At 67.3% G+C, this 25756-nt stretch carries 22 protein-coding genes; 13 read left to right on the forward strand and 9 right to left on the reverse strand.

The annotated features are described in order from the left end of the window. Positions 1 to 298: 298 nt before the first annotated feature. Positions 299 to 1624 carry an APC family permease gene (locus JNG39_RS19020; protein ID WP_256452157.1) on the forward strand — a complete coding sequence of 442 codons (1326 nt, stop codon included), beginning with the start codon at positions 299 to 301 and terminating at the stop codon, positions 1622 to 1624. Positions 1625 to 2104: 480 nt separating this feature from the next. Further along, the gene (locus tag JNG39_RS19025) at positions 2105 to 3955 is read left to right on the forward strand and encodes a beta-agarase (RefSeq protein ID WP_368313543.1); all 1851 of its coding nucleotides are present in this window, start codon (positions 2105 to 2107) and stop codon (positions 3953 to 3955) included. Here the strand turns inward: JNG39_RS19025 and JNG39_RS19030 are convergent. From JNG39_RS19030 to JNG39_RS19045, 4 genes are all read right to left on the reverse strand, one after another. Beyond that, on the reverse strand, positions 3935 to 4117 hold the full coding sequence (locus JNG39_RS19030; RefSeq protein WP_368313544.1) for a DUF2061 domain-containing protein: 183 nt from the start codon (positions 4115 to 4117) through the stop codon (positions 3935 to 3937). The two genes, JNG39_RS19025 and JNG39_RS19030, sit on opposite strands and share 21 nt — an antisense overlap. 88 nt (positions 4118 to 4205) lie before the next feature. Further along, the gene (locus tag JNG39_RS19035) at positions 4206 to 4616 is read right to left on the reverse strand and encodes a hypothetical protein (protein ID WP_368313545.1); all 411 of its coding nucleotides are present in this window, start codon (positions 4614 to 4616) and stop codon (positions 4206 to 4208) included. After that, the gene (locus tag JNG39_RS19040; RefSeq protein WP_368313546.1) at positions 4613 to 5083 is read right to left on the reverse strand and encodes a DUF962 domain-containing protein; all 471 of its coding nucleotides are present in this window, start codon (positions 5081 to 5083) and stop codon (positions 4613 to 4615) included. The genes JNG39_RS19035 and JNG39_RS19040 overlap by 4 nt, the downstream gene beginning before the upstream one ends. Positions 5084 to 5103: 20 nt before the next feature. Then, positions 5104 to 6000, reverse strand: coding sequence for a phosphoribosylaminoimidazolesuccinocarboxamide synthase (locus JNG39_RS19045; protein ID WP_368313547.1), 897 nt, complete (start codon positions 5998 to 6000; stop codon positions 5104 to 5106). A 176-nt stretch (positions 6001 to 6176) separates the two neighbouring features. On the opposite strand from JNG39_RS19045, the gene JNG39_RS19050 reads away from it, so the two are divergent. From JNG39_RS19050 to JNG39_RS19090, 9 genes are all read left to right on the forward strand, one after another. Beyond that, positions 6177 to 6488: a cytochrome c gene (locus tag JNG39_RS19050; RefSeq protein WP_368313548.1), complete on the forward strand. Its 312-nt coding sequence runs from the start codon at positions 6177 to 6179 to the stop codon at positions 6486 to 6488. Further along, positions 6485 to 7285: a co-chaperone DjlA gene (djlA, locus tag JNG39_RS19055; RefSeq protein WP_368313549.1), complete on the forward strand. Its 801-nt coding sequence runs from the start codon at positions 6485 to 6487 to the stop codon at positions 7283 to 7285. Before JNG39_RS19050 ends, djlA begins: the two co-directional genes overlap by 4 nt. 164 nt (positions 7286 to 7449) lie before the next feature. Continuing rightward, positions 7450 to 8124 carry a ribulose-phosphate 3-epimerase gene (gene rpe, locus JNG39_RS19060; RefSeq protein ID WP_368313550.1) on the forward strand — a complete coding sequence of 225 codons (675 nt, stop codon included), beginning with the start codon at positions 7450 to 7452 and terminating at the stop codon, positions 8122 to 8124. A gap of 229 nt (positions 8125 to 8353) precedes the next feature. Next, entirely contained in the window at positions 8354 to 9094 is a 741-nt protein-coding gene (locus JNG39_RS19065; protein WP_368313551.1) for a hypothetical protein, read from the forward strand. A 397-nt stretch (positions 9095 to 9491) separates the two neighbouring features. After that, positions 9492 to 10181: a proteobacterial dedicated sortase system response regulator gene (gene pdsR, locus JNG39_RS19070; RefSeq protein ID WP_144915181.1), complete on the forward strand. Its 690-nt coding sequence runs from the start codon at positions 9492 to 9494 to the stop codon at positions 10179 to 10181. Between the two features lie 132 nt (positions 10182 to 10313). Then, positions 10314 to 12305 (forward strand): ATP-binding protein, encoded by a 1992-nt coding sequence (locus tag JNG39_RS19075; protein WP_368313552.1) that lies wholly within the window; start codon positions 10314 to 10316, stop codon positions 12303 to 12305. Between the two features lie 312 nt (positions 12306 to 12617). Beyond that, the gene (gene trpE, locus JNG39_RS19080; RefSeq protein ID WP_247373067.1) at positions 12618 to 14093 is read left to right on the forward strand and encodes an anthranilate synthase component I; all 1476 of its coding nucleotides are present in this window, start codon (positions 12618 to 12620) and stop codon (positions 14091 to 14093) included. 3 nt (positions 14094 to 14096) lie between these two features. Then, on the forward strand, positions 14097 to 14765 hold the full coding sequence (locus tag JNG39_RS19085; RefSeq protein ID WP_368313553.1) for a hypothetical protein: 669 nt from the start codon (positions 14097 to 14099) through the stop codon (positions 14763 to 14765). 254 nt (positions 14766 to 15019) lie between these two features. Beyond that, positions 15020 to 15490: a DUF4019 domain-containing protein gene (locus JNG39_RS19090; RefSeq protein WP_368313554.1), complete on the forward strand. Its 471-nt coding sequence runs from the start codon at positions 15020 to 15022 to the stop codon at positions 15488 to 15490. A 204-nt stretch (positions 15491 to 15694) separates the two neighbouring features. On the opposite strand, the gene JNG39_RS19095 is transcribed toward JNG39_RS19090, so the two are convergent. Beyond that, entirely contained in the window at positions 15695 to 16687 is a 993-nt protein-coding gene (locus JNG39_RS19095; RefSeq protein ID WP_368313555.1) for an alpha/beta fold hydrolase, read from the reverse strand. Positions 16688 to 16905: 218 nt separating this feature from the next. On the opposite strand from JNG39_RS19095, the gene JNG39_RS19100 reads away from it, so the two are divergent. Next, positions 16906 to 17178 carry a hypothetical protein gene (locus JNG39_RS19100; RefSeq protein WP_368313556.1) on the forward strand — a complete coding sequence of 91 codons (273 nt, stop codon included), beginning with the start codon at positions 16906 to 16908 and terminating at the stop codon, positions 17176 to 17178. Positions 17179 to 17482: 304 nt separating this feature from the next. Here the strand turns inward: JNG39_RS19100 and JNG39_RS19105 are convergent, their stop codons facing one another. The 4 genes from JNG39_RS19105 to JNG39_RS19120 form a co-directional block, all read right to left on the reverse strand. Further along, positions 17483 to 18859, reverse strand: coding sequence for a M17 family metallopeptidase (locus JNG39_RS19105; RefSeq protein ID WP_368313557.1), 1377 nt, complete (start codon positions 18857 to 18859; stop codon positions 17483 to 17485). Positions 18860 to 18926: 67 nt separating this feature from the next. Then, complete coding sequence (locus tag JNG39_RS19110) at positions 18927 to 19625, reverse strand: HAD family hydrolase (RefSeq protein ID WP_368313558.1); 699 nt, start codon at positions 19623 to 19625, stop codon at positions 18927 to 18929. Positions 19626 to 19629: 4 nt separating this feature from the next. Further along, positions 19630 to 21114: a substrate-binding domain-containing protein gene (locus JNG39_RS19115; RefSeq protein ID WP_368313559.1), complete on the reverse strand. Its 1485-nt coding sequence runs from the start codon at positions 21112 to 21114 to the stop codon at positions 19630 to 19632. Between the two features lie 750 nt (positions 21115 to 21864). Continuing rightward, the gene (locus JNG39_RS19120; protein WP_247375095.1) at positions 21865 to 23178 is read right to left on the reverse strand and encodes a Do family serine endopeptidase; all 1314 of its coding nucleotides are present in this window, start codon (positions 23176 to 23178) and stop codon (positions 21865 to 21867) included. A gap of 428 nt (positions 23179 to 23606) precedes the next feature. On the opposite strand from JNG39_RS19120, the gene JNG39_RS19125 reads away from it, so the two are divergent. Then, entirely contained in the window at positions 23607 to 25754 is a 2148-nt protein-coding gene (locus JNG39_RS19125; protein ID WP_368313560.1) for an adenosylcobalamin-dependent ribonucleoside-diphosphate reductase, read from the forward strand. The last annotated feature ends 2 nt before the right edge of the window (positions 25755 to 25756 follow it).

The following is a 25756-nucleotide window of genomic DNA, read 5'->3' on the forward strand; positions in this document are numbered from 1 at the left end:
AGCGGGGTGCGGCACGGTACAGGCGTTTGCCCTTGCTCGGTAGGAGCCGATTCATCGGCGATCCCTAACGGTGTCGCAACGGGCCATCGCCGCTGAAGCGGCTCCTACCAAGCGGGGTGCGGCACGGTACAGGCGTTTGCCCTTGCTCGGTAGGAGCCGATTCATCGGCGATCCCTAACGGTGTCGCGACGGGCCATCGCCGCTGAAGCGGCTCCTACCAAGCGGGGTACGGCGCGGTAGACTCATGATTTACATCGGTCATCTCGCACACGAACCTCGGTTATGGCATCGTCGGCGGATGCCTGCCCCCCAGCCAGCCCACTACCTGCGTCGCCTCGGCATCTGGGATGCCGCGATGATCGTCATCGGCGGAGTCATCGGCGCGGGTATCTTCCGCACGCCGGCCTCCGTCGCCAAAAGCACCAGCTCCGGAACCGAGGTGCTCATCCTCTGGACCCTGGGCGGCCTGCTCACCCTGGCCGGCGTGCTCTGTTACGCGGAACTGGGCGCAAGACGTCCCCAGGCCGGCGGTACCTACGTATATCTGCGTGAAGCATTCGGCCAACTCCCGGCGTTCCTCTTCGGCTGGACGATGGCCCTCATCAACTACCCGGGCAGCGTCGCCGCCGTGGCGACCACCTTCGCCGACTACGCCACCAAAGCCGTCGGCCTTCCGCACGAATGGGTCAAGCCGCTCGCCGTCGCGGCCATCGCCTTCATCGTGGCGGTGAACCTCTTCGGTATCCGCGCCGGTGCCGTCGTACAGAACATCTTCACCGTGCTGAAGCTCAGCGCGGTGGCACTGCTCATCGCCGTCGGCCTGTACCTCGCGCGCGGCCATCTCGGCGCGGCCTTTGCCCACGACCCGACGCACGACGTGCCGGTAAGCACGCTGGTCGGCGCCTTGCTACCCGCGCTCTTCGCCTACGGCGGCTTCCACTACCTCAACGACCTCGCCGGTGAAGTACGCGAGCCCCAGCGCACGTTGCCGCGGGCACTCGGCCTGGGCATGGGCAGCGTGGTGATCTGCTACATCCTGGTCAATGTCGCCTACATGGCGGGACTCGGCCATGACGGGCTCGCCGCCAGCACGGCCCCCGCGGCCGATCTCATGCGCAAGCTGTTCGGCGAATCGGGCGCCACCATCATCGCCGTAGGCATCGCCTGCTCCACCTTCGGCTATTGCAGCATCGCCATTGCCGGCGGCGCCCGCGTGCTGCAGGTGATGAGTGCCGACGGCATGTTCTTCAAACCGATCGCCCGCATCGATGCGAAAACCGGCGCGCCGCAGATTTCCCTGATCGTGCTCGGTGCCTGGGCGATTACGCTGATCCTCTCGGGCAGTTTCGATGCGCTGCTCAACTACACCACCGTCGGCGAGTGGCTGTCGCATGCCTTCGGCATCGCCACGATCTTCTGGTATCGCCGAAAGCTGACGTCCGAGCCGTCGCCCTACCTCGTGCCGGGGTATCCATGGTTGCCGCTGGTGTTCACCACCACGGTGCTGTGCGTGATCGCCGCCACGGCCATCGCCGCGCCCGGCGATGCGGGCATGAGCCTGCTGATCATCGCGATCGGCGTGCCGGTGTATTACCTGTGGCGCAGGCAGTGGGCGAAAGGCTGACCGCTAAACGTCGCGATGCCGCGGCCGGGTTTCGCCGATGCGATCGGCTCCCACCCCTTCGGTAGATCGTTTGCGGTCAAGGGGGCAGGAGCCGATCGCATTGGCGAACCCGGTAGCCTCGATCCACCCACCACCCGCGTCATCTCGCCTACCGAAGGGGTGGGAGCCGATCGCATCGGCGAAACCCGTCTTGCGATGCGCTAAGGTTGAGCGATGCGCTTCATAACGTTCGCCTTCACGGCTTGCCTGGTTCCCGCAGCCCACGCCTTAGCGGTCGATCCCGTTCATCCAGGTGACGGCCTGCGCATCGGCGGGAACGGTGCATCGCTGGATCCGACGGCACGCAAAGCCGCCGACGGCACTGAGTTAGTCGCCGTCACGTTCCAACCTGCGCCATCGCCCTCGCTCACACTCGCGCCGGCCCGCGCCCCCTGGACCTGGCCAGCCAACGGCACCCTGCGCCTGCGTGTGCAGAATGGCATGCCGTGGCCCGTTACCCTCATCGTCGATGTCGCCTCCGGCGACAAGCATCTGAAAACCACGGTGGGCCTCCCGCCGGGCCCGCCACAAACCCTGTCGCTTCCCCTCACGGCCACCTCGCCGCGTGCCTTCGGCATGCAGGTCGGCCCGCCGATGCCCTTCGACGACGGCAAGGAGAAACGCCTTGTCGCGACCACGGTCGAAGGGGCCGTCGACGCGGCCAAGGTCACCGCGGTCACGCTCTCCATGCCGCAACCGGGCGCCGCGCAGACCATCCTGATCGGCAAACTCGATGACGTTCCCGGCGACGCCGACCTCCGCGCCGCCTACACCCACATCGTCGACCGCTACGGCCAGTACACCCGTGCCACGTGGCCCGAGAAGATCGCCAACGACGACGAGTTGAAGCAACGCGCCAGCGCGACCCCGCACGTCGACGCCGTACCGGGCCTCGACCGCTACGGCGGCCGCACCGACCTGCCGGCCATGCGCGCGACGGGCTGGTTCCGTACACAGAAACAAGGCAACCGCTGGTGGCTCGTCACCCCCGAGGGCCATGCGTTCTTCTCCCTTGGCGTCAACGCGGTCAACCACACCGACGGCCGCACCTACGTGCAGGGCCGCGAGTTCATGTTCGCCGACCCCTCGGGCGCGAACGGCCGCTTCGGCGGCACGGCGGACAGCCGCAGCGATAACGGTTCGCAACGCGACAATGGCATGAACCATGGCCGCTGGTGGGACATCTACGCGAACAACGTCGCCCGCACGCTGGGCGACGATTTCGCCGCCGCATGGCGCTCGCGCACGCTCGACCGCCTCAAGGCCTGGCACTTCAACACGCTCGGCAACTGGAGCGATCCCGCGTTCGCCGGCGACAAACGCATGGCCTATACCGTGCCCATCCTCATCCGCGGCGACTTCAATACGGTGAGCACGGGCTACGACTATTGGGGCCGCATGCCCGACCCCTTCGATCCGCGTTTCGCCAAAGCCACCGAACAGGCCGTGGCCATCGCCACGAAAGGCGTGCGCGACGATCCCTGGCTGCTCGGCTATTTCGCCGACAACGAACTGGCGTGGGCAGGGCAGGGGCCACAGGGGCGCTGGGCACTGGCGACGGGTTCACTGGCGCAAGGTCCCGACAGCCCGGCGAAGCAGGCCTTCCTCGCGCAACTCAAGCGCACGTATCCCGACGCGAGCGCATTCGCGACAGCCTGGGGCGTCGACGCACCGGACTGGCACCGCGTCGAGGCCCAGGGGTTCCACGCGCCCGATTTCAACGAAGCCCACCCGGCCATCGCCGCGGACTACATCGCTTTCCTGAAAACCTTCGCCACGCGCTACTTCCAGACCGTGGCCCGGACGCTGAAAAAGGCCGACCCGAACCACCTCTTCCTCGGCGGCCGCCTCGCCGTGCGCACGCCGGAAGTGGAAGAGGCCAGCGCGACCGTCGCCGACGTCACCAGCATCAACACCTACACCGACCTTCCGGAACACGGCTTCGACGTGGCCGAATTCCGCCGCTGGGACAAGCCGGTGCTGCTGACGGAATTCCATTTCGGCTCGGCCGATCGCGGGCCGTTCGGCAACGGCGTGGCGGCGGTGGCGAACGAGGACGAGCGCGGCAAGGCGTACGCGCGCTTTGTCGATGCGGCGGCCGCATCGGGCGTGGTGGTGGGCACGCACTGGTTCCAATACGTCGACCAGCCGGTCACCGGGCGGGTTCTCGATGGGGAGAACGCACACATCGGGCTCGTCGGCATCACCGACGTCCCGTTCGAGGGATTTACTCGCGCCGTGACCGACGTCAACGCGCGCGTGGGTGGCGGATCAGGCGGCGGGCGCCACTGACAGGCCCGTGCGGGCCTCGCGCGCGACGTTGCGGCCGAAGGCGAAGCAGAACGGCTCGGCCAAGCCCACCAGGGTGCTGACGGCCACGTTCTGGTTTACCGCGTAACTCATGGAAAAGGCGATGCTGAAATGCGTCGCGGCATATTTGATCTTGCGCGCCATGGGGACTCTCCAATAAGAATGACTCTCATTATGGGGACGCCGTCCCACGAGTCCAACTGATGGTTCGCATCGATTCGATAGGGGTTTCCTATCGATGCAGCGTGGTCCCCAGCACCATGACCACCACCATGACCATGGCCACGGCCATGCAGGCGCTGGTCGGTTTCACCCGGCGGGCGTCCACCCGTGGCACGAGGCGCCAGACGAGAAAGGCGCCGAGCAGCATGCCGACGACGAGCACGGCCCGCATCCAGGGCAGGGCGAACACCGACTGGCCGACGGCCTGCCCGTGATGCGCGGCGATCACCAGGCCTCCCAGGGCCACCAGCGACAAGGCCCAGAGCAGACTGGCGAAATAGGCGCGGTTGAATACGACGGGGGTACGTTCGAGCCAGCGCAGGATGGCCCAGATCATCACCGCGGGCAGCACGGCCGCCGCGCTGGAGTAGATCACCCACCAGATGCCCGCGGAGAGCAGGGTCAGCAGGGGCTGGGTCATTCGTAGCGCACGCCGAAGCGGGTCATGGCCTTGCTCATGAGCCATGCGGGGCCGATCAGCAGGTATTGCAGGTCGGTGAGGAAGGACGGGCGCCGCCCTTCGATCTTGTGGCCGATGAACTGGCCCACCCAGGCCACCACGAAGACGATCACGGCCAGCCAGGCCAGGCCGGAGGCGCCGATGCCGCGGTAGAGCGTATCGGTGACGAGGGCCAGCGCCACGAAGGCGCCGGCCATCGCCAGGCCGATCGCCCGCGAGAGCCGGTAGTAGTAGAAACAGAACGCCAGGAACATCGCCAGCACGGCCCACAGACCGGGCTTGCCCAGCCAGGAGGGCACGGGAATCAGCCAGACCAGGGCGACCACCGTCCAGGTGATCGCCGGCACGCAGATCCAATGGATCAGGCGGTTGGTGGGATTCTGGTGATCGCGGCTGTAGTTGCCGAACCAGGTCGCTGCGTCTCGCATCGTGGCCTCCCCGGGACGTATCAGCCGAGGCGGATGCCTGCGAGCTTGTCCAGGGCCTCAGCATACTTCGCGGCGGTGCCTTCGATGACATCGGCTGGCACCCGGGGTGCAGGCGGCTGCTTGTTCCAGCCGATCTGCTCGAGGTAATCGCGCACGAACTGCTTGTCGTAGCTGGGCGGGCTGATGCCCACCTGGTAGTCGTCGGCGGGCCAGAAACGCGAGGAATCCGGGGTAAGCATCTCGTCCATCACGTGCAGCACGCCGTTCTCGTCGGTGCCGAACTCGAGCTTGGTATCGGCCACGATGATGCCGCGCTCGGCGGCGTACGCGGCGGCGAATCGGTAGATGTCGAGCGTGGCCTTGCGCACGGCGTGGGCGAGGTCTTCGCCCACGGCGGCCACCACGGCGTCGAAGCTCACGTTCTCGTCGTGGTCGCCCACGGCGGCCTTGGTCGACGGGGTGAAGATGGGCTCGGGAAGCTGCTGAGCCTGCTGCAGGCCCGGCGGCAGCGTGATGCCGCAGATGGCGCCGGTGGCGGTGTAATCCTTCCAGCCCGAACCGATGAGGTAGCCGCGCGCGATGGCCTCCACCGGCACCGGCTTCAGGCGCTTGGTGACGACGGCGCGCTTTTCATAGAGCGCCGGGTCGACGCCGGACGGCAGCACCGAGGCGACGTCCTCGCCGGTGAGGTGGTTGGGGATGAGGTGCGCGGTCTTGGCGAACCAGAAATTGGAGATCTGCGTAAGCATCTCGCCCTTGCCCGGGATCGGATCGGGCAGCACCACGTCGAAGGCCGAGAGGCGATCGGTGGCCACCATGAGCAGGCGGTTGCCGGGGAGGGCGTAGACATCGCGGACCTTGCCGCGATGGATGAGGTCCAGGCCGGGCAGGTCGGATTGGCTCAGGGTGGTGGGCACGTGCGGGCTCCGGGTGAGGCGGGGATCACCTTATTGTAGGGCCAATCGCCGATCCGATCGGCACGAAACCCCGCTACCGAAGGGGTGGGAGCCGATCGCATCGGCGAATCGGCGGTGCCTCATGACCGATGGGCCAGCCTGCTAGAATCTGCGGTTACCGCCCCCATAGCCTTGCCATGCGCAACCTCACGACCGCGGCTCTCGCCCTGGCCCTCTCCGCCCCCGTCCTTGCCACGCCGCCCGCGAAGCCGGCGCGACTGGGCCTGTGCGCGGCCTGCCACGGCGAAGACGGCATGGCGCGCATTCCCGGCGCGCCGAACCTGGCGGGGCAGAAGCTCGATTACCTCAAAGCCGCGCTCGCCCAATACCGTGACGGCCGCCGCGACATCCCCGTGATGCGCGCCGCCGTCGGCCCCCTCACCGATGCGGAGCTGAGCCAGCTCGCCGAATGGTTCTCCGCCCAGACCCCCTCCAAGGGCGTTCAATGAATCTTACCGGTGCCTTCATCGGAGCCATGGTCGGCTTCTGGCTCACCCATTACAGCCTGATCGGCATGCTCGTCGGCGGCGTGCTCGGCTTCATGTTCGACGCCAGCCGCCAGCAACGCCGACGCACGCCCGCCCAGGGCGGCTACGTGGCGCCCCTTTTCGCGCTGATCGGTGCCGTCGCCAAGGCCGACGGCCGCATCTCCGAGGCCGAGATCGCCATCGCCGAGCGGCTGATGGCGCGCATGGGCCTCGACCAGGACGAGCGCCGCAAGGCCATCGGCGCCTTCAACGAAGGCAAGCAGCCGGAGTTCAACGCCGCCGAAGTCATCGACGAGCTGCGCCAGTGGGTCGGCCATCGCCGCGACCATGCGTTCCCCGTGATCGACGTGGTGATCGACACCGTGCTCGCCGAGGGTGCGCCGTCGCCGGCGAAGATGGCCATCCTGCGCCAGCTCGCCTTCGCGCTGCGCGTGAGCGACATGGAACTCATGGCCCTCATGGCGATGAAGGGCTACGCGTGGAACGCGGGGCAGGGCGGTCGCGCGCACGGGAACCACGGCGGCGGTTACGTGCCCCCGCAGCGGAACACCCAGGGCCCCGATCCCTACGCCGTGCTCGGCATCCAGCGCGACGCCGACGAGCGCGCGGTGAAGCGCGCCTATCGCAAGCTCATTTCCGAACACCACCCCGACCGCCTCGGCGATCTCCCCGAAGACATGCGCCGCCGCGCCGAAGCGCGCGCGAGCGAGATCAACGCGGCGTACGAGCGCATCAAGTCCGAGCGAGGGTTCAAATAAAAGCATCGCCGATACGATCGGCTCCCACCCCTTCGGTAGGAAGCTCGCTACCGGAGGGGTGGGAGCCGATCGTATCGGCGAACCGGCGTAGCGGATCGTCGACGCCAGCTTTAACCCAAACGGTTTACCCTGCGGTTTTTCGCCGCCCAGACACGGTACCCACCATGGCCAAGCAATCCCCCGTCATCGCCCCGTCCATCCTCTCGGCCGACTTCGCCCGTCTCGGCGAAGACACCCGCAAGGTGCTCGACGCGGGCGCGCAGTGGGTTCACTTCGACGTGATGGACAACCACTACGTGCCCAACCTCACCATCGGCCCGATGGTGCTCAAGGCACTGCGCGATTACGGCATCACCGAGCACATCGACGTGCACCTGATGGTGAAGCCGGTGGACCGCATCGTGCCCGACTTCGCCAAGGCCGGCGCGCGCAGCATCAGCTTCCATCCCGAGGCGTCCGAGCACGTGCATCGCACGATCCAGCTCATCAAGGGCGAAGGGTGCGAGGCGGGCCTGGTGTTCAACCCGGCCACGCCGCTGAACTGGCTCGACCACGTGATCGACACCATCGACATGGTGCTCATCATGTCGGTGAACCCGGGTTTCGGCGGGCAGAAGTTCATTCCCTCGGCGCTGGAGAAGATCCGCCAGGTGCGCGAGCGGATCGATGCGAGCGGGCGCGCTATCCGCCTGGAAGTGGACGGCGGCGTAAACGCCGACAACATCGGTCAGATCGCCGCCGCGGGCGCGGATACCTTCGTGGCCGGCTCGGCCATCTTTACGGCCCCGGATTACGCCGACGTGATCCGGCGGATGCATGCCGCCATCGACAAAGGCTGAGGCCAGGCGGGTTCGCCGATACGATCGGCTCCCACCCCTTCGGTAGCAAGGCCTCCTCAACCTGCCCGCGCCGGAGTTACCCCATCAGGCAAGGTCACCGAAGCCTTCCCTACCGAAGGGGTGGGAGCCGATCGCATCGGCGAACCCTACGAAGCGGATAACGCCCGCACGACCGCCACGGTGGTATCTTCGGCATTGCCTCGGGGGGCAAAACACGGAGTACACGGCGATGAAACCATCGAACCTGCTGTCGCTCTCTCTGATCCTTGCATCCACCTTCTTCGCCGGAGCGGCCGTCGCCCGCGACAGGCCCCAGCCCCTGCCCGATCAGCAGGACGTGGTCGCCAAATCGTTGCTCCCGTGCCCCGGCGGCCTCGAGCGTTTCCTGCCGGGCGACTACTACTTCTGCTCGGCGGCGCGAAACTACTGGCGCGGCTACCCGGGCATGGCCCGCGAAAGCCTGAAAGACGCCGCCGCCTGGGCCAGCAAGCCCGCGCAGTACGCACTGGGCATCATGTACTTCAACGGCGATCACGCCGACCGGAACCGCCCGCTCGGCCTGGCCTGGCTGGCGCTGGCGGCCGAACGCCACGACCCGAACTATGAGCCGGCCTTCATCTCGGCCTATAAGGCGGTCACGCCCGACGAACTGCGCCAGGCCAACGCCTATTGGGTGCAACTCAAGGCGAAGTACGCCGACGACATCGCCGCCAAGCGGGCGGAACACCGCTTCGACCGGGCCTACCGCGAGATCGCCTGGGCGATGAACTTCGGCGGATCGGTCTTCATCGATGGGCTGACGATGCCCGACAGCTTCAACCCCAACGGCATCGGTCACCAGAGCGGCTTCTCCCTGGCCCGTTTCCTCCAGGCGCAGAGGTCGAGCTACTTCCAGGGCTACAACAGCCGGGTCTTCGTCGGTGAGGAACAGCTCGTTCCGATCAGCCAGGTGGCTCCGCGCGCCGACTGAAGCGCACGCGAAAAAGCTCCCCCGGCCACGAGACCGGGGGAGTGAAGGGGCTCACTCAAGAGCGTCCCAGGGGGAAGGGATCAGTGCATGCCGAAGACGATGCCCAGGATCAGGGCGCCCAGCGCGAGCATCACGCGCAGCGGTTCGAAATCGCGTTCCAGTTCGGAGTTGTCGGCGTCGAGCTTGGTCTTCATGGCGAGGTTCCTTCGGCGCCGCGATGGCTGCCGTGATGGACAGTTGAACGCCCGACGCGGCGCGGGAAACGACCCGGTCGGGGCAATCCGGGGGCCATTCATGGCAAACCGATGGCAGTGGACCCGTGAAGGAAACGAAGGCTTGCGGAACACGCAACCGGCGTAGCACCCTGCGCTCGCCGATCCCTCCCCACGGAATGCCCATGGCCCGCAGCATCGCCATCGTCGAAGACGAACCCCTCATCCGCGCCAACTACGTCGAGGCCCTCAACCGTTTCGGTTACGAAACGCGCGGCTACGGCTCGCGCGGCGAGGCCTCCACCGCGTTCGCCATGCGCCTGCCCGAGCTGGTGATCATCGACATCGGCCTGGGCGACGAGCCCGAGGGCGGCTTCGACCTGTGCCGTGAACTGCGCGCGAAGTCGGCCACCTTGCCGATCATCTTCCTCACCGCGCGCGATTCGGATTTCGACGTGATCTCGGGCCTGCGCCTGGGCGCCGACGACTACCTCTCCAAGGACACCAGCCTGCACCAGCTCGCCGCGCGCATTGCGGCGCTGTTCCGCCGCATCGAATCGCTGAAGGTGCCCGCCTCCAGCGAGACGGTAATCGAGCACGGCCCGCTGCGCCTGGAATCCGAGCGCATGCGCGTCACCTGGAACGGCACGGAGATTCCGCTGACCGTCACCGAATTCTGGATGGTGCACACGCTGGTGCGTTTCCCCGGCCACGTGAAGAACCGCGACCAGCTGATGCGCGAGGCCGAACTGGTGGTCGACGACGCCACCATCACCTCGCACATCAAGCGCATCCGCAAGAAGTTCGTGGCGCTGGCGCCGGATTTCGATGCGATCGAGACGGTGCACGGTGTCGGCTATCGCTGGACGCCGTAAATCGCCGAGACGATCGGTTCCTACCCTTTCGGTCGCCAGCTCGTCTGTGCCTACTGCCGAGCGAGGTAGTCCGGGCATCGAGTGCTCCCTACCGAAGGGGTGGGAGCCGATCGTATCGGCGAAGCTCTTGCCATGACCCTCCGACAAAAACTCCTCCTCGTCGCACTCTGCACACTGGCCCTTCCCGTGGCCGGGTGGCTCTACGTGCGCCAGATGGAAACCCTCCTGCGCGAAGGCCAGGCCCAGGCCCTGGTGGCCTCCGCCCGCGCCCTGGCGCGCAGCCTCGTGGTGGTGGACGCCCCTCTGCCTCCCGCCGGCGCCGCCTGGTACGTGCAGCAGAGCAACGTACCCATCACCGTCGACGGTTACGGCGACGACTGGGCCCCGCTCAGCGCCTGGGCACAGCCGCTCGACCGCAACGCCCGCGTGATGCTCGCCGAGGACGCCCACTGGCTCTACTTCTACATCGACGTGCGCGCGGCCCAGCGCCACCGCGCCGATGCGGGCGACCGCCTCGCGCTCAGCGCCGACCATCTCATCGTCTCCATCGCCAGCGGCGACGACGCCCAGCGCTACCTCCTCGCCAGCGCCGCGCCGGGCCCCACCACGGCGATCGCGCTCGACGCCGAAGCGGGCGTGCTGCCCGATCGCATCAACGCGCAATGGCAGGAAGACGGCGGAGGCTTCCACGCCGAGTTCCGACTGCCGCGCGGGCTGCGCCTGGATCACTTCGGCGTGGGCGTGCACCTGGGAGGCGATGGCGAACCGTTGTCCGTCGACAACCGCCCGCTGCTCGAATTCTCCACGTCGCTCTCGCAGGAGCTATCGCGCCTGGCCCCCGACGGCGTGCGCGTGCGCGTGCTGTCGCCCGACGCCTGGCTGATGGCGCAGAGCGGCAAGCTGCAACTTCCCGACCAGTCGCTGGCCGACCGGCCGGGCTGGCTGGCCTCGTTGATCTACCGCTCGCTCGTGGCCGGGCGCCTGGACGACGCCGGCGCGTGGGCCGAAGATGCCCCGCGCATCGACCTGCCCGAGGTGCGCCGCGCCTTGAAGGGCAAGCCGTCCACGTCGTGGCGCACGGGCGAGGCCCGCGGCAGCGTGGTGCTGGCCGCCGCCATGCCGATCACCATGCGCGGCAAGCTGCATGGCGTGGTGCTGCTCGAACAGCCCAGCCGAGCCGTGCCCCTGCTGGCGAACCGCGCACTCTTCAGTCTGCTGATCGTCAGCTTCGGGGTGCTGCTGGTGGCCGGCGGCGTGCTGCTGCTGTTCGCCACGCGCCTGACCTTCCGCCTGCGTCGCCTGCGCAACGCCGCCGAGCGCGCGCAGGACAACGACGGCCGCCTCGACGGCCCGTTCCCGCTCATCGACGCCACCGACGAGCTGGGCGATCTCGCGCGCAGCTTCGCGAGATTGTTCGAGGTGGTGGGCGGCTACACCGACTACCTGCGCACGCTGGCCTCCAAGCTCTCGCACGAACTCAACACGCCGCTGGCCATCGTGAAGTCGTCGCTGGACAACCTCGATCACGCGGGATTGCCCGCCGAAGCCGAGCCCTACCTCGCCCGTGCGCGCGACGGCGTGGCCCGCCTGGGTGCGCTGGTGCGCGCCATGAGCGAAGCCACGCGCATGGAGCGCGCGATCGCCGCCGCGGAAGCCGAAGACGTGGACATGGGCGAGATCGTGCGGGGATGCGCCGAGGGTTACCGGGGCCTGGCCGGCGGCCGCCGCATCCAGACCGAACTGCCGGACGCGCCCGTTCGCATGCATGTGTCGCCCGAACTTATCGCGCAGGCGCTGGACAAGCTCTTCGACAACGCCGTGTCGTTCACGCCGGCCGACGGCTGGCTGCGCATCGCCCTGCGCCCCACGCCCGACGGCGCCGATATCGAGCTGGCCAACCAGGGCCCGCCGTTGCCGGCGGCGATGCAGGGACGCCTGTTCGATTCGCTGGTGAGCTTGCGCGACAAGGCCACGCCGGGCGACGCGCCGCACCTGGGGCTGGGGCTCTACGTGGTGCGGCTGGTGGCCGAGCGTCACCAGGGCTCGGCGAGTGCGCGCAATATCGAGGGCGGGGTGGCCTTCACCCTGCACCTGAAGGGTATGCCGAGGCAGCGGTTGGCCTGACCGCATGGCTCCGTAGGGTTCGCCGATACGATCGGCTCCCACCCCTTCGGTAGCAAGGTGGTCGAGGCTTGGACATCGGCCGGCTTCCAACCGTCGGTAGGAAGGCCTGCCTACCGAAGGGCGGGAGCCGATCGTATCGGCGATACAGCTCCCCTTCGGTAGCAAGGCGGTCGAGGCTTGGCCATCGGCCCGCTTCCAACCGTCGGCAGGAAAGCCTGCCCACCGAAGGGGTGGGAGCCGATCGTATCGGCGATACGGCTCCCCTCACGGCTGGACTACAATCGGAAGTCACCTCCCGAATCCGTCCCCCCCATGATCTCCCGCGAACAATTCGACGCCTACGCCGCGCAGGGCCACACCCGCATCCCGCTGGTGCGCGAGGTCTTCTCCGATCTCGATACCCCGCTGTCGGTGTACCTGAAGCTGGCCGACGGCCCGTACACCTTCCTGTTCGAATCGGTCGAGGGCGGCGCCACCTGGGGACGCCATTCCATCATCGGCTTGCCGGCCAGGCGCGTGTACCGCCTGCGCGGCCACGAATTGGAGGTGGAAGACAACGGCGAAGTGATCGAACGCCGCCACCTCGACGACCCACTCGCGGAAATCGAGGTGCTGCGCCAGCAATACGTGGTGCCGAAGCTGCCGGGCCTGCCCGACTTCAACGGCGGCCTCGTCGGCTACTTCGGCTTCGAAACCATCGGCTACATCGAGAAGCGCCTCGCCCAGTGGGACAAGCGCGACGAACTGGGCACGCCCGACGTGCTGCTGATGCTCGCCGACGAGCTGGCCGTGTTCGACAACCTCAAGGGCCGCCTCTACCTCATCGTGCACGCGGACCCCTCGCGTCCGCAGGCCTACGCCGAAGCCGTGCGCCGCCTCGACGCGCTGGCCTTCCGCCTGCGCCAGGCCGGCGCGTCGTATCCGCAGATGCTGCAGCCGGCGGCCATCGACGAATCCGATTTCAAATCCTCGTTCACCCGCGAGGAATACGAAGCCATGGTGCGCACCGCTCAGGAATACATCCGCGCGGGCGACATCTTCCAGGTGGTGCCCTCGCAACGCCTCAGCGTCGGCTTCAACGCACGGCCGGTGGACGTCTACCGCGCGCTGCGCGCGATGAATCCCTCGCCGTACATGTTCTTCATCGACATCGGCGGCACGCAGATCGTCGGCTCGTCGCCGGAGATCCTCGTGCGCCTGAAGAACGGCCGCGTGGTGCTGCGTCCCATCGCCGGCACGCGCCGTCGCGGTAAAGACACGGCCGAAGACGTGGCGCTCGAGGAAGAACTGCTCGCCGATCCGAAGGAGCGCGCCGAGCACCTCATGCTCATCGACCTCGGCCGCAACGACGTGGGCCGCGTGAGCCGGACGGGTACGGTGCAGCTTTCCGAATCCTTCGTGGTGGAGCGCTACTCGCATGTGATGCACATCGTGTCGCAGGTGGAAGGCGACCTGAAGGACGGCATGTCGTACATGGACGTCATCAAGGCCACGTTCCCCGCGGGCACGGTGAGCGGCGCGCCGAAGATCCGCGCGCTGGAGATCATCCAGGAGCTCGAGCCCTTCAAGCGCAACATCTACGCTGGCGCCATCGGCTGGCTCGGCTGGTGGGGCGACGCGGATACGGCCATCGCGATCCGCACGGCCGTGATCCAGGACGGCCGCCTGCACGTGCAGGCCGGTGGCGGCGTGGTGTACGACTCCGACCCCGCCGCCGAGTGGGAAGAGACCATGAACAAGGGCCGCGCGCTGTTCCGCGCGGTGGCCCAGGCCGCCAAGGGACTGTAATCCATGAATTCACGCGCTTTCATCGCCGCCGGCTCCATCGCCGTGATGGCCGCCAGCAGCGGCCCCGCCACGGCGCGCGAAGCCTTCGGCGACGACGTGGCCTCGCGCACGCAGGCGCTGGCGCTGTTGCAGACGCTCAATGCCGACCTGCTCAGCCACCCCAGCGCCACGCTCACGCTGGAGCGCTGGTGCGGCGATCACGGCCTGGCCGGCGAGGCGAAGATCGTGGCCAACCGCGTGAAGGGACAGGACAAGCCGCTTCCCGCCGCCGACCGCGACACGCTCGGCATCGGTCCCGACGAGCCGGTGCGTTACCGCCGCGTGCGCCTGTCGTGCGGCAGCCACGTGCTGTCCGAGGCGGACAACTGGTATGTGCCCTCGCGTCTCACGGCCGAGATGAACCGGATTCTCGACAGCACCGACCAGCCCTTCGGCAAGGTGGTGCAGGCGTTGCATTTCCGCCGCCAGACCATCAGCGCCGACCTGCTCTGGTCACCGCTGCCGAAGGGCTGGGAGATGGAGGCGCCGCTGCCGGCGGCCCATCCGGGGCCTCTGGCGATTCCCCATGAAGTGCTGCGGCACCGGGCCGTGCTCTACACCGAGGCCAACCAGCCCTTCAGCCTCGTGGTGGAAACCTACACGGCCGACGTGCTGGCCTTCGGCAAGCGCTGAATCGTGCCGACCCCCGCTTGGTAGGAGCCGCTTCAGCGGCGATGGCCCGTCGCGACACGGTTAGGGATCGCCGATGAATCGGCTCCTACCGGGCAAGGGCAAACGCCTGCACGGTGCCGCACCCCGCTTGGTAGGAGCCGCTTCAGCGGCGATGGCCGACCTCCACGTGGCCCACGAAGGGCTAGTCCATCCGGCCGAATTGCCCCGGCCGGCGGGGGTGGCCAATCTGTGATCGTCCAAGAGGAGGACGGTCCATGCGAACGCACACCGCGACCGCCGGCAAGGTCGCCGCCGTAACACCCAGTGCCGCCACGTTCGGCGCGATGCTCACGATCGCTCACACGCCGAAACTCGGGCCCCAACCCAATTCGCTCGACAACGCCGTCAGCAGCGCCACGCACTGGGTAAGGCTCGCCGAACTGCGCCGCCCCGATGCCATGTGGCTCGAAGCCGGGGCGATGATGCAGAAACTCGTCTCGCGCGAAGAATGGTCGCGTTACATCCGCCGCATCCGCGTCGATCGTGGGCCGCTGCAGGCGCGCGAATGGTTCGAGGTGACGCGCGTGCGCGATCCGGTGGGACTGCCCGCGGGCGATTACCTCAACGTGATCTTCGTGGCGCATTACGCGAAAGCGATGCAGTTCGAGACGATATCGCTGGCGCCCGGGGCGTCGGGGTGGTTGCCGGTGGGGTATGTGATCCGGCCGGTGCAGCACGAGGTGTGAGCGTGTCGCGACGTGTTTCGCCGATGCGATCGGCTCCCACCCCTTCGGTAGAACGGCTTCGATAAGCTTGTTCGCTGCGGGTGAGCACGTCGGCATGCGGGCTGCGACAACGTCGCTACCGAAGGGATGAGACAAGTCCGTAAGCGGGTCGCGATAACGTCGCTACCGAAGGGGTGGGAGCCGATCGTATCGGCGAACGGCCTTTCAGAGTGCCTCATCCAACGCCTTATAGAACCGCTCCGGGGCCTCGATCATCGGTGAATGTCCCAACCCCTCCAGCGGAATCAGTTTCGCCCTGGGAATCTTCGCCGCCGCCTCGCGCCCCAGCACCGGGTAATTCCCCAGCGTCTCGCGAACGTCGGCAGGTGCCGCATCCTTGCCCACCGCCGTGCGATCGCGCTGCCCGATGATCAACACCGTCGGCACGCGGATCTGCGCGAACTCATACACCACCGGCTGGTTCATGATCATGTCGTAGGTCAGCGCACCCGCCCACGACGACGTCTCACGACCCGAGCCCTCATACTGCCCGGCCTGCATCAAGGCCCACGTGTCGTACTCCGGCTTCCACTTGCCGTCGTAATAGCTCTTCAACTGATATGCGCGAATGCTCGCGTAAGAGGTCTTCAGCTCGCTGCGGTACCAGTCGTCGACGCTGCGCCACGGCACGCCCTTGGCTTTCCAGTCTTCCAGCCCGAGCGGATCCACCATCACCAGTTTCTCGGTACCCTGCGGAAACATCAGTGCATAGCGCGCACCGATCATGCCGCCCATCGAATGCGCCACCACGGTCACCTTGTCGATGCCCAGGCTCGCCAGCAAGGCGTGCGTGTTCGCGGCCAATTGCGGGATGCTGTACTGGTAACCGCGCGGCTTCGACGATTTGCAGAAACCGATCTGGTCGGGAATCACCACGCGATAGCCCTCGCCGGCCAGGCGATCGGCCGTGGCTTTCCAATAAGGGCCGCAGAAGTTCTTGCCGTGCAGCAGCACCACCGCGCGCCCGTTCGGCTTGGCGGGCTTCACGTCCATGTAGGCCATCTCCAGCGACTGGCCCTGGCTGCTTACGGGGAACATCGTCACGGGGTAGGGATATTCGGCACGTTCCAGCCGCGCGCCGAGGTCTTGCACGGTCGGCGTGTCGTCGGCGAAGGCGGGCAGGGCGAGGGTGAGCAGGCAGAGGGCGAAGCGGCGCATGGGGAGTGCTCCGGGGAGGACGGGACAGCCAAGCCTACTGCGTGAGGGCCTGTCGTGTCGGCGATTCAGGGCGGCCGCTCCGCACGAATCGCGGACAGGGTACGCTCCCACCCTTCGGCAGCGGACCGTCCCGCGGACGGCACGGCAACGACAGGACCTGCCGCAAGCGCGCGACCGCCGTTAGCATACGGCCGCATCGCATTGCCGAGACCTTCACCATGCCCGACTACACCCGTCCACCGATGACCCGCGGCGTCGACCCGCAACGCATGAACTGGCTCTGGCAGCTGATCCTCCAGGCCACCGACCTGTCGCCGGCCGAGGTGCGCGCGGCGCTCAACGCCAGCGGCGTGCCGGTGACCGACCAGCGCGTGGCGAGCTGGTCGGTGGGCGATCGCGAAGAGAACTACTTCCCACTGACGCTCGCGGAACTGGAGCGCAACTTGCGGGCGGTGATCGCTGCGAAGCAGAGCAGCACGGAAGACAACTGACGCCCCACACCTCCCTCACGTCGTTCCTGCGCACGCAGGAACCCAGCGCCGGGCAATCGGTTTTCGCCGCCACGTAGCTACGCAAACATCGGCGCCCTCGCGATAACCGAGCTCACCGCCCTGGGCTCCTGCATACGCAGGAGCGACGGTGAGTCAGATACGCCCTCACGTCGTTCCTGCGCACGCAGGAACCCAGCGCCGGGCAAACGGTCTTCGCCGCCACGTAGCTACGCAAACATCGGCACCCGCGCGATAACCGAGCTCACCGCCCTGGGCTCCTGCGTACGCAGGAGCGACGGTCAATTCACGAATACCGCTCGGACAAGAACCGGAAAAACGCACGCAATCCCTGCGCCTCACCGCCCCGCGGATGCGCCGGCCGATCGCCGTCGTTCCACGAGTAGGTATCCAGGTGCATCCAGTTCTGACCCTCGGGAACGAACCGCTCGAGGTACAGTGCCGCCGTGACCGCGCCCGCATGTCGCGACGGCCCCGCGTTGGCGAAGTCGGCGATGTACGAATCGAGCATGCGCCGGTAAGGACGCCACAGCGGCAAGCGCCACATTGGATCGTGCACGGCCTCCGCCGCCCCGATCACGTCGTCGGCCAGTTGATCGCGATTGGTGAACAGCGCAGGCAACTCCGGCCCCAGCGCCACGCGTGCCGCGCCCGTGAGGGTGGCGAAATCCACGATCAGGTCCGGCGCCTGCTCGGCCGCGAAGGCCAGCGCATCGCAAAGGATCAGGCGCCCCTCGGCGTCGGTGTTGTCCACTTCCACCGTGATGCCCGCGCGCGTGCGGATCACCTCGCCCGGACGCAGGGCGTTACCGGCGATGGCGTTCTCCACGGCGGGCACCAGCAGCGTGAGCCGCACCGGCAGCTTCGCGCCCATCACCAGACCGGCCAGCGCGATGGCATGCGCCGCGCCGCCCATGTCCTTCTTCATCCAGCGCATGCCGTCCGACGGCTTGATGTCCAGGCCGCCCGTGTCGAAGCACACGCCCTTGCCGACGATGGTCAGCTTCGGGTTCGAATTCTTGCCCCAGGTGAGCTCGATCATGCGTGGCGCGCGATGGCTGGCGCGGCCCACGGCGTGGATGGTGGGGAAGTTGGCCTGCAGCAGCTCGTCGCCCACCCACTCGCGCACCTTCGCCTTGTGCTCCGTCGCCAGCGCATGGACGGCCTGGGAAAGGTGCTCCGGCCCCATGTCCTCGGTGGGCGTGTTGACCAGGTCGCGCACCTGCGCGGTGGCGTCGACGATCGGCTGCAACGCACGCAGCGTGGAACCCTCGACGACCAGCGACGCGGGCTCACGGCCGGGCTTGCGATAACGCTCGAAGCGATACGCGCCCAGCGCCCAGCCGAGCGCGAGCAGGTCACGGTCGTCGATCACGCCTTCGTCGGCGATGTCATAAACGCCCTCGGGCAGCCGGCGGGCCAGGTCACCCAGGGCCGGCAGCGGATCGGTGCGATCCACGCCGATCAACACACGGGCGATGGCGCCGCGCGCATCGGGCAGCACCACGCAGGAGCCGGGCATGGGCCGGAACCCCGTCGATGCGACCCACTGCCGGTGCGCCGGGCTCAGGCGCTCTTCCGCCGCGGCCATCCCGGCGGCATCCACCGTCTCGATGGGAATGGGGCGGCGTTTTCCGGACTTGCGTTCGATCAGCGACGACATCAGGGCTCCCGAATGGCGCGGCCTTCCGCCTGCGCCAATGAATGAGTGCAATCAGCGAAGGCCCATTCTAACGGTGGGTATCGGTCGCCGTCTCAACCCAGTCGGCAAGCTCGGTCATGTTCGTGAAGACGAAGTTGGGCTCGGGGCCATGCGACCACGCCTCGCCCGTGCGGTTGAGCCACACGGTGCGCATGCCCGCCTCGTGGGCGCCCACCACGTCGAGCAGGGGATCGTCGCCCACGTGCAGGATGTGTTCCGGCGCCACGCCCAAGGCCTCGGCGGCATGCAGGAAGATCTTCGCATCGGGCTTGGCCACGCCCACGCCGGACGCGTTGACGCGCGAATGGAAGAGGTGGTGCAGCCCGATCATTTCCAGGTCGGCATTGCCGTTGGAGATGCTGGCGATGGGCAGGCGCGAGGCGATGCGCTCGAGCGCCGCGAGGCTGTCGGGATACAGCTCCACGTTGTTGCGCGCCACGTAGTAGACGCGCCACAACTCCTCCACCGGGGCATCGTCGATGCCGCACTCGGCGAAGGCGTGGCGGATGGTGAGGCGGCGCTGCTCGCTGAAATCGTGCGAGAGGTGCGGGTAGTCGCGGGTGATCTTCTCACGAAGCTCCCGCATGGCCTCGATGGGCCATGCGAGGGCGACGTTGGGATGATGCTCTTTCAGCCAGCGATCGGCGCAGTGCTCGGCCTCGATGAGGGCCGGGAGGACCGGCCACAGGGTATCGTCGAGGTCGAGCGTAACGGCGCGGATCGTCACGGTGTCAGCGGGCGCCGACCTTCAGCACCTGGCCCGGGTGGACGTTGTTGTCCTTCAGGCCGTTCATGGCGCGAAGCTGCGTCACGTCCACGTTGTTGCGCTTGGCGATGGAGTAGAGCGTGTCGCCCGCCGACACCTTGTAGGTGCGACCGGCGGCCGTCTTCTTCTCGGTCTTGGCGACGGCCTTCGGCTCGGCCTTGGCCGCCTTCACCGCGGCGGCCTTGGGCGTGTCGATCTTGCCCGACGGCTTCTCGCTGCTGTCGACCGGCGCGGCGGGCTTGGCCACCGGCTTGCCCTTCACGGTGACGGCATCGGCCGTGACCTTGGCGAACTTGCCGCCACGCTTGGCGTTGTCGGACACCGTGAAGGCTTCCGCACGCACGCCGGCGAAGCCCTGGTGCGCCGTGGTGCTGACGCTGGCGACCACCCTGGCGAACTGCGACGGCTCGGCCGTGGTGGCCACGGAGCCCTTGGTCTCCTTCGCCGCCTTGGCGCCCTTGCCCTTGGTCTGCGCCTGGGCGATGGCGGTTTCCTTCGCCACGGCGGCGGCCGCCGGTGCGGCCGCGACGGCCGGGGCGGTGGTCATCGCCTGACCGGCGTTGGCGCGCGTGCCCACGGTGGAGGCGATCTTCGCGCGGCGCGCGGCATCGCCCGAGGCCAGCGCCATGCCGTCGGCGTAAGGCACGAGGCTGTGCGAACGCAGCAGCGAGCTGCCGGCGCTGGAGGTGACGTAGGCGATGAACTCCTTCACGTCGGCCGCCTTCGGGCTGGCGTCGTTGGAGACGAGATACAGCTCGGTGTAGAGCGGGTAGGCGCCGCTGGCGACGGTGGACGACGACGGCGTCACGCCGTCGATCGACAGCACCTTGAGCTTCTTGTTGCTCGCGACGTTGCCCAGCGTGGTGGCGCCGAGGCCGCGCTTGTCGAGGGTGACGCCCTCTTCGAGCTTGGCGGCGTTCACGTAGAGGCGCGGCGCGGCCACCGGCTGGTTGCCGCGGCCGAACAGCAGCTTGCGCAGGCTGTATTCCACGCCGTCGTTGGGGCTGGCGACCGCGTAGAGGTTGATCGGCGCGTCTTCGCCGCCCAGTTCCTTCCAGTTGGTGATGTGGCCCATGTAGATCTCATGGAGCTGCATCAGGGTGATGTTCTTCACCGGGTTGGACGGGTAGGTGACCATCACCAGGGCGTCCCATGCCACCGGCGTGAAGGTGAGCGACTGCTCGGCACCGCCGATGCCCGGGCGGGCGGAGCCGGCGAGGTCGGCCGTGCCCTTGGCGACGGCATCGATGCCCGAGGCGGTGTTGAAGGGCTGCAGTTCGATCTTGCCCTTGCCGGATTTCTCCCAGGCCTTGGCCACGTCGGTGACCACGCCGCGCGCGGTGGTGACGTCGCCACGCCAGACCAGCTGGCTGCCGGCGGCGAGAACGGTGGCGGAGGCGCTAAGGCCGATCAGCGTGGCGGTGAACAGTCGCGTGAGACGAAAGGACATGGACGGCTAGAACCTCGGGACGGAACGGGGTTGGCAAGAAGGGCGCCATTGTGGGCCATTGCAGGCGCTGGCGCACCATCGACGTCGTTCAGCATCCTGCCGACGGAAAACGGAACGTAGGCTGTAGGGGTGTGGTGTTCATGTGAACCGGGGCAAGCCCCTTCGTGGACCCTGTCCGCGGTTCGAGATCGCGAAAGGGTGAGGCCAGCCCGTTCGCCGATGCGATCGGCTCCCACCCCTTTGGTAGCAAGGCCGTGCTCACCTACCGAAGGGTGGGAGCGGCCCCTGTCCGCGGCCCGTTCGCCGATGCGATCGGCTCCCACCCCTTCGGTAGCAAGACCGTGCTCTACCTACCGAAGGGTGGGAGCGGGCGCTGTCTGCGGCCCGTTCGCCGATGCGATCGGCTCCCACCCCTTCGGTAGCAAGGCCGTGCTCTACCTACCGAAGGGGGAGCGGACCCTGTCCGCGGCCTGTTCGCCGATGCGATCGGCTCCCACCCCTTCGGTAGCAAGACCGTGCTCTACCTACCGAAGGGGGGAGCGGACCCTGTCCGCGGCCCGTTCGCCGATGCGATCGGCTCCCACCCCTTCGGTAGCAAGACCGTGCTCTACCTACCGAAGGGTGGGAGTGGACCCTGTCCGCGGCCCATTCGCCGATGCGATCGGTTCCCACCACCCGGTAGCAAGGCGGTGATTTACCTACCGAAGGGGTGGGAGCCGATCGTATCGGCGAAACCCGGTCGCGACACCGTCAGAGCACGACGTAATACACATCCCCATCCCGCACCACCGACAGCAACAACTGCCGCACCGGCAACGACCCCGTCGTAGGCAACGACTTCACCCCATTGATCCGCTGCCGCTGGATGGCCACCACCACATCCCCATCCCGCAACCCGGCCGCATACGCCGTCGATCCGCGCTGCACCGAGGACAAGGCCACGCCATACAGCCCACCTTCCTTCTGCTCGGTGGACAGATCGCTCAACACCACCCCGGCCAGGCGCTTATCGACCTTGCCACCCTCGAGCGTCGCCAGCTTCACCGCGGCGATGGTCGCCTCCACATCCTTCGACGCCCCCTCGCGCCGCACCGACAGCTTCACCTTCGCCCCCAGCGGCAGCAGCCCCTCGGTATTGCGCACATCCTGCGCACTACGCACCGGCTTCCCATCCACCGCCGTCAGCACGTCGCCCGTCTGCAACCCCGCCCCATCGGCCGGCGAGCCGTCGTTCACCCGTGTCACCACCGCGCCGTTGGTGTCCTTCAATCCCAGCGCCTGCGCGATGCGCGGCGTGATGTCCTGCACCTCCACGCCCAGGTTGCCCCGGCGCACCTTGCCGTAGGCCAGCAACTGCTTCATCACCCCGGTGGCCAGATCCGTGGGGATGGCGAAGCCGATACCCACGTTGCCGCCCGACGGCGTGAAGATCATCGAGTTGATCCCCACCAGCTCGCCGCGTAGGTTCACCAGCGCGCCACCGGAGTTCCCCGGATTGATCGACGCATCCGTCTGGATGAAGTTCTGGATGCCCTTGCCCAAGCCCGAGCGCCCCAGCGCCGACACCATGCCCGAGGTGGCCGTCTGTCCCAGCCCGAACGGGTCGCCCACCGCCACCACGAAATCGCCCACGCGCAGCTGCGCGGAGTCGGCGATCGGCAGGGCCTGGAGGTTCTGCGCGGGGATCTGCAACACCGCCACGTCGGTATCCGGATCGGTGCCGATCAGCTTGGCCTTGAGGTCGCGCCCGTCCTGCAGGGTGACGGTGATGTCGTCCGCGCCGCCCACCACGTGGTTGTTGGTGAGCACGTAGCCCTTGGCGGCATCCACCACCACGCCCGAGCCCAGGCTCTGCGCCACGCGCTCGCGCGGCAGGCCCTGGTTGCCGAACAACTGCCCGAAGAGGGGATCGTCGAAATACGCATCGCGCGTACGGATGCGCGTCTTGGTGGAAATGTTCACCACCGCCGGCGTCACCTTGGCGAGCATCGGCGCCAGCGACGGCATCGGCTGGCCGTCGATGGCCGAGGGCAGGGCGGTGCCGGCGAACGCGGGCGGTGCCATCGCCACGGCGAGGGCTGCACCGATCAGAAAACGAGTGGTATGCCGGTAAAGGCTTGAAGGCATGGAAAAGCTCCTTGGCTGGTGTGCTCCGGGCACATGAATCGGCCCATTCGACCACGTGAATGCCGCCGGGTTTCAACCCTTGAGACGGCATCGGACGACACTTTACATCGGCAACCTCCGGCGTTAAGGTTGCCCCCGGCCGCAACCACAACATCTTGTGTTCCGTCACCCGCTCGTCACCAAGTGCTGGTGTTGCGAAGACTCACGTTCCCGCTTCAAACCGTCGCCGTCAAAGGGGTTTTTCCTTATGGGGGTTGGCGATGGGCAAAGGATGGCCGGCGCTTTCCGCAGAACGCGTCGGCAGGGTTGCGCCACGCTGCCAAAACAAAAGGCCGCCACAGGCCCAAGCTCGAGGACGACACAACATGAGCACTGCACGTGCGCAAGCGATGGGCATCGATCCCACGGCCATTCCGCTCCAGCCCGCCTCGTATGACATCTGGGACAAGAAGTACCGCCTGAAGGCCAAGTCCGGCGTGCCCGTCGACGGCTCGGTGGACGAAACCTACCAGCGCGTGGCGCGTGCGCTTTCCGACGTGGAAGCCACCGACGAACTCCGCCAGCACTGGTACGAGCGCTTCCTCTGGGCGCTGCGCCGCGGGGCGATCCCCGCCGGCCGCATCACCTCCAACGCCGGCGCGCTCGACCACAAGCCCGCCACCTCCACGATTAACTGCACGGTGTCGGGCACCATCCGCGACTCGATGGACGACATCCTCGAGAAGGTGCACGAGGCTGGCCTCACGCTGAAGGCCGGCTGCGGCATCGGCTACGAATTCAGCACGCTGCGCCCGCGCGGCGCCTACGTGAGCGGCGCCGGCGCCCACACGTCGGGCCCGCTGTCGTTCATGGATATCTACGACAAGATGTGCTTCACCGTCTCGTCCGCCGGCGGCCGCCGCGGCGCGCAGATGGGCACGTTCGACGTGAGCCACCCCGACGCCAAGGAATTCATCCGCGCCAAGCGCGAAGACGGCCGCCTGCGCCAGTTCAACCTGTCGCTGCTCATCACCGACGGCTTCATGGACGCGGTGGAAAACGACCAGGACTGGCCCACGGTCTTCCCGGTGCATGTGAAGGAACAGGACGAAATCGACCTCAACGACCCCACCAAGGTCGTGTGGCGCGAGTGGCCCACCAACGAAAACTACGTGGTGCGCGACGACGGCCTGGTGGCCTGCAAGATCTACGGCCACATCCGTGCCCGTCATCTGTGGGACATGATCATGGTCTCCACGTATGACTACGCCGAGCCGGGCTTCATCCTCATCGACCGCGTCAACGAGATGAACAACAACTGGTGGTGCGAGCACATCCGCGCCACCAACCCCTGCGGCGAGCAGCCGCTGCCGCCCTACGGCTCGTGCCTGCTGGGCTCGGTGAACCTCACCCTCTTCGTGCGCGACCCGTTCGGTCCCAAGGCCCGCTTCGACTGGGACGAATACCGCGAAGTCGTGCGCGTGTTCACCCGCATGCTCGACAACGTGGTGGAGATCAACGGCCTGCCGCTCGAGCAGCAGCGCAACGAGATCCTCTCCAAGCGCCGCCACGGCATGGGCTTCCTGGGCCTGGGCTCCACGCTCACCATGCTCAAGATGCGCTACGGCACGGCCGACGCCGTGGCCTTCACCGAAGAAGTGTCCCGCGAGATGGCCGTGGCCGGCTGGGAAGTGGCCCTCGACCTCGCCAAGGAAAAGGGCCCGGCCCCGATCCTGGCGCGCGACTTCACGGTGACCGGCGACATGCTGCGCAAGCGCCCGGAGATGGTCAAAGACGGCTGGAAGGCCGGCGACACCATCCGCGGCAGCGTGCTGCACGCCAAGTACTCGCGCTACATGCAGCGCGTGGCCTCCGTGGCGCCCGAGCTGGTCGACGCCCTGGCCGCCACCGGCGCGCGCTTCACGCACCACTCGTCCATCGCGCCCACCGGCACCATCTCCCTGAGCCTCGCCAACAACGCCTCCAACGGCATCGAGCCCAGCTTCGCCCACCACTATTCGCGCAACGTGATCCGCGAGGGCAAGAAGAGCAAGGAAAAGGTCGAGGTGTTCAGCTACGAGCTGCTGGCCTACCGCGCGCTGATCAACGGCGACGCCATGCCGTACTCCGAAGACCCGCGCACCCGCCTGCCGGACTACTTCGTGGCCGCTGACGACATCAGCCCGAAAGAGCACGTGGACATCCAGGCCGCGTCGCAGAAATGGGTGGACAGCTCCATTTCCAAGACGGCCAACGTCCCCACCGATTACCCGTACGAAGACTTCAAGGACATCTACTTCTACGCGTACAAGCAGGGCCTGAAGGGCTGCACCACGTTCCGTTTCAACCCCGCCGCCTTCCAGGGCGTGCTGGTGAAAGAAACCGATCTGGAAAACACCCTCTATCGCTTCGAATTGGAAGACGGTAGCGTTGTCGAACTGAAGGGTAACGACGAAGTGGAATACGACGGCGAAATGCACACCGCCGCCAACCTCTTCGATGCCCTGAAAGAAGGCTACTACGGCAAGTTCTGACC

The organism is Luteibacter sp. CQ10, assembly GCF_040900725.1.
GTDB lineage: Bacteria > Pseudomonadota > Gammaproteobacteria > Xanthomonadales > Rhodanobacteraceae > Luteibacter.

Excerpts from the sequence above, each read along its gene's own strand:
- JNG39_RS19020 (WP_256452157.1), top strand. The coding sequence starts at position 299 with ATGCCTGCCCCCCAGCCAGCCCACTACCTGCGTCGCCTCGGCATCTGG.
- JNG39_RS19025 (WP_368313543.1), top strand. The coding sequence starts at position 2,105 with ATGCCGTGGCCCGTTACCCTCATCGTCGATGTCGCCTCCGGCGACAAG.
- JNG39_RS19030 (WP_368313544.1), bottom strand. The coding sequence starts at position 4,117 with ATGGCGCGCAAGATCAAATATGCCGCGACGCATTTCAGCATCGCCTTT.
- JNG39_RS19035 (WP_368313545.1), bottom strand. The coding sequence starts at position 4,616 with ATGACCCAGCCCCTGCTGACCCTGCTCTCCGCGGGCATCTGGTGGGTG.
- JNG39_RS19040 (WP_368313546.1), bottom strand. The coding sequence starts at position 5,083 with ATGCGAGACGCAGCGACCTGGTTCGGCAACTACAGCCGCGATCACCAG.
- JNG39_RS19050 (WP_368313548.1), top strand. The coding sequence starts at position 6,177 with ATGCGCAACCTCACGACCGCGGCTCTCGCCCTGGCCCTCTCCGCCCCC.
- djlA (WP_368313549.1), top strand. The coding sequence starts at position 6,485 with ATGAATCTTACCGGTGCCTTCATCGGAGCCATGGTCGGCTTCTGGCTC.
- rpe (WP_368313550.1), top strand. The coding sequence starts at position 7,450 with ATGGCCAAGCAATCCCCCGTCATCGCCCCGTCCATCCTCTCGGCCGAC.
- JNG39_RS19065 (WP_368313551.1), top strand. The coding sequence starts at position 8,354 with ATGAAACCATCGAACCTGCTGTCGCTCTCTCTGATCCTTGCATCCACC.
- pdsR (WP_144915181.1), top strand. The coding sequence starts at position 9,492 with ATGGCCCGCAGCATCGCCATCGTCGAAGACGAACCCCTCATCCGCGCC.
- JNG39_RS19075 (WP_368313552.1), top strand. The coding sequence starts at position 10,314 with ATGACCCTCCGACAAAAACTCCTCCTCGTCGCACTCTGCACACTGGCC.
- trpE (WP_247373067.1), top strand. The coding sequence starts at position 12,618 with ATGATCTCCCGCGAACAATTCGACGCCTACGCCGCGCAGGGCCACACC.
- JNG39_RS19085 (WP_368313553.1), top strand. The coding sequence starts at position 14,097 with ATGAATTCACGCGCTTTCATCGCCGCCGGCTCCATCGCCGTGATGGCC.
- JNG39_RS19090 (WP_368313554.1), top strand. The coding sequence starts at position 15,020 with ATGCGAACGCACACCGCGACCGCCGGCAAGGTCGCCGCCGTAACACCC.
- JNG39_RS19095 (WP_368313555.1), bottom strand. The coding sequence starts at position 16,687 with ATGCGCCGCTTCGCCCTCTGCCTGCTCACCCTCGCCCTGCCCGCCTTC.
- JNG39_RS19100 (WP_368313556.1), top strand. The coding sequence starts at position 16,906 with ATGCCCGACTACACCCGTCCACCGATGACCCGCGGCGTCGACCCGCAA.
- JNG39_RS19105 (WP_368313557.1), bottom strand. The coding sequence starts at position 18,859 with ATGTCGTCGCTGATCGAACGCAAGTCCGGAAAACGCCGCCCCATTCCC.
- JNG39_RS19115 (WP_368313559.1), bottom strand. The coding sequence starts at position 21,114 with ATGTCCTTTCGTCTCACGCGACTGTTCACCGCCACGCTGATCGGCCTT.
- JNG39_RS19120 (WP_247375095.1), bottom strand. The coding sequence starts at position 23,178 with ATGGCACCGCCCGCGTTCGCCGGCACCGCCCTGCCCTCGGCCATCGAC.
- JNG39_RS19125 (WP_368313560.1), top strand. The coding sequence starts at position 23,607 with ATGAGCACTGCACGTGCGCAAGCGATGGGCATCGATCCCACGGCCATT.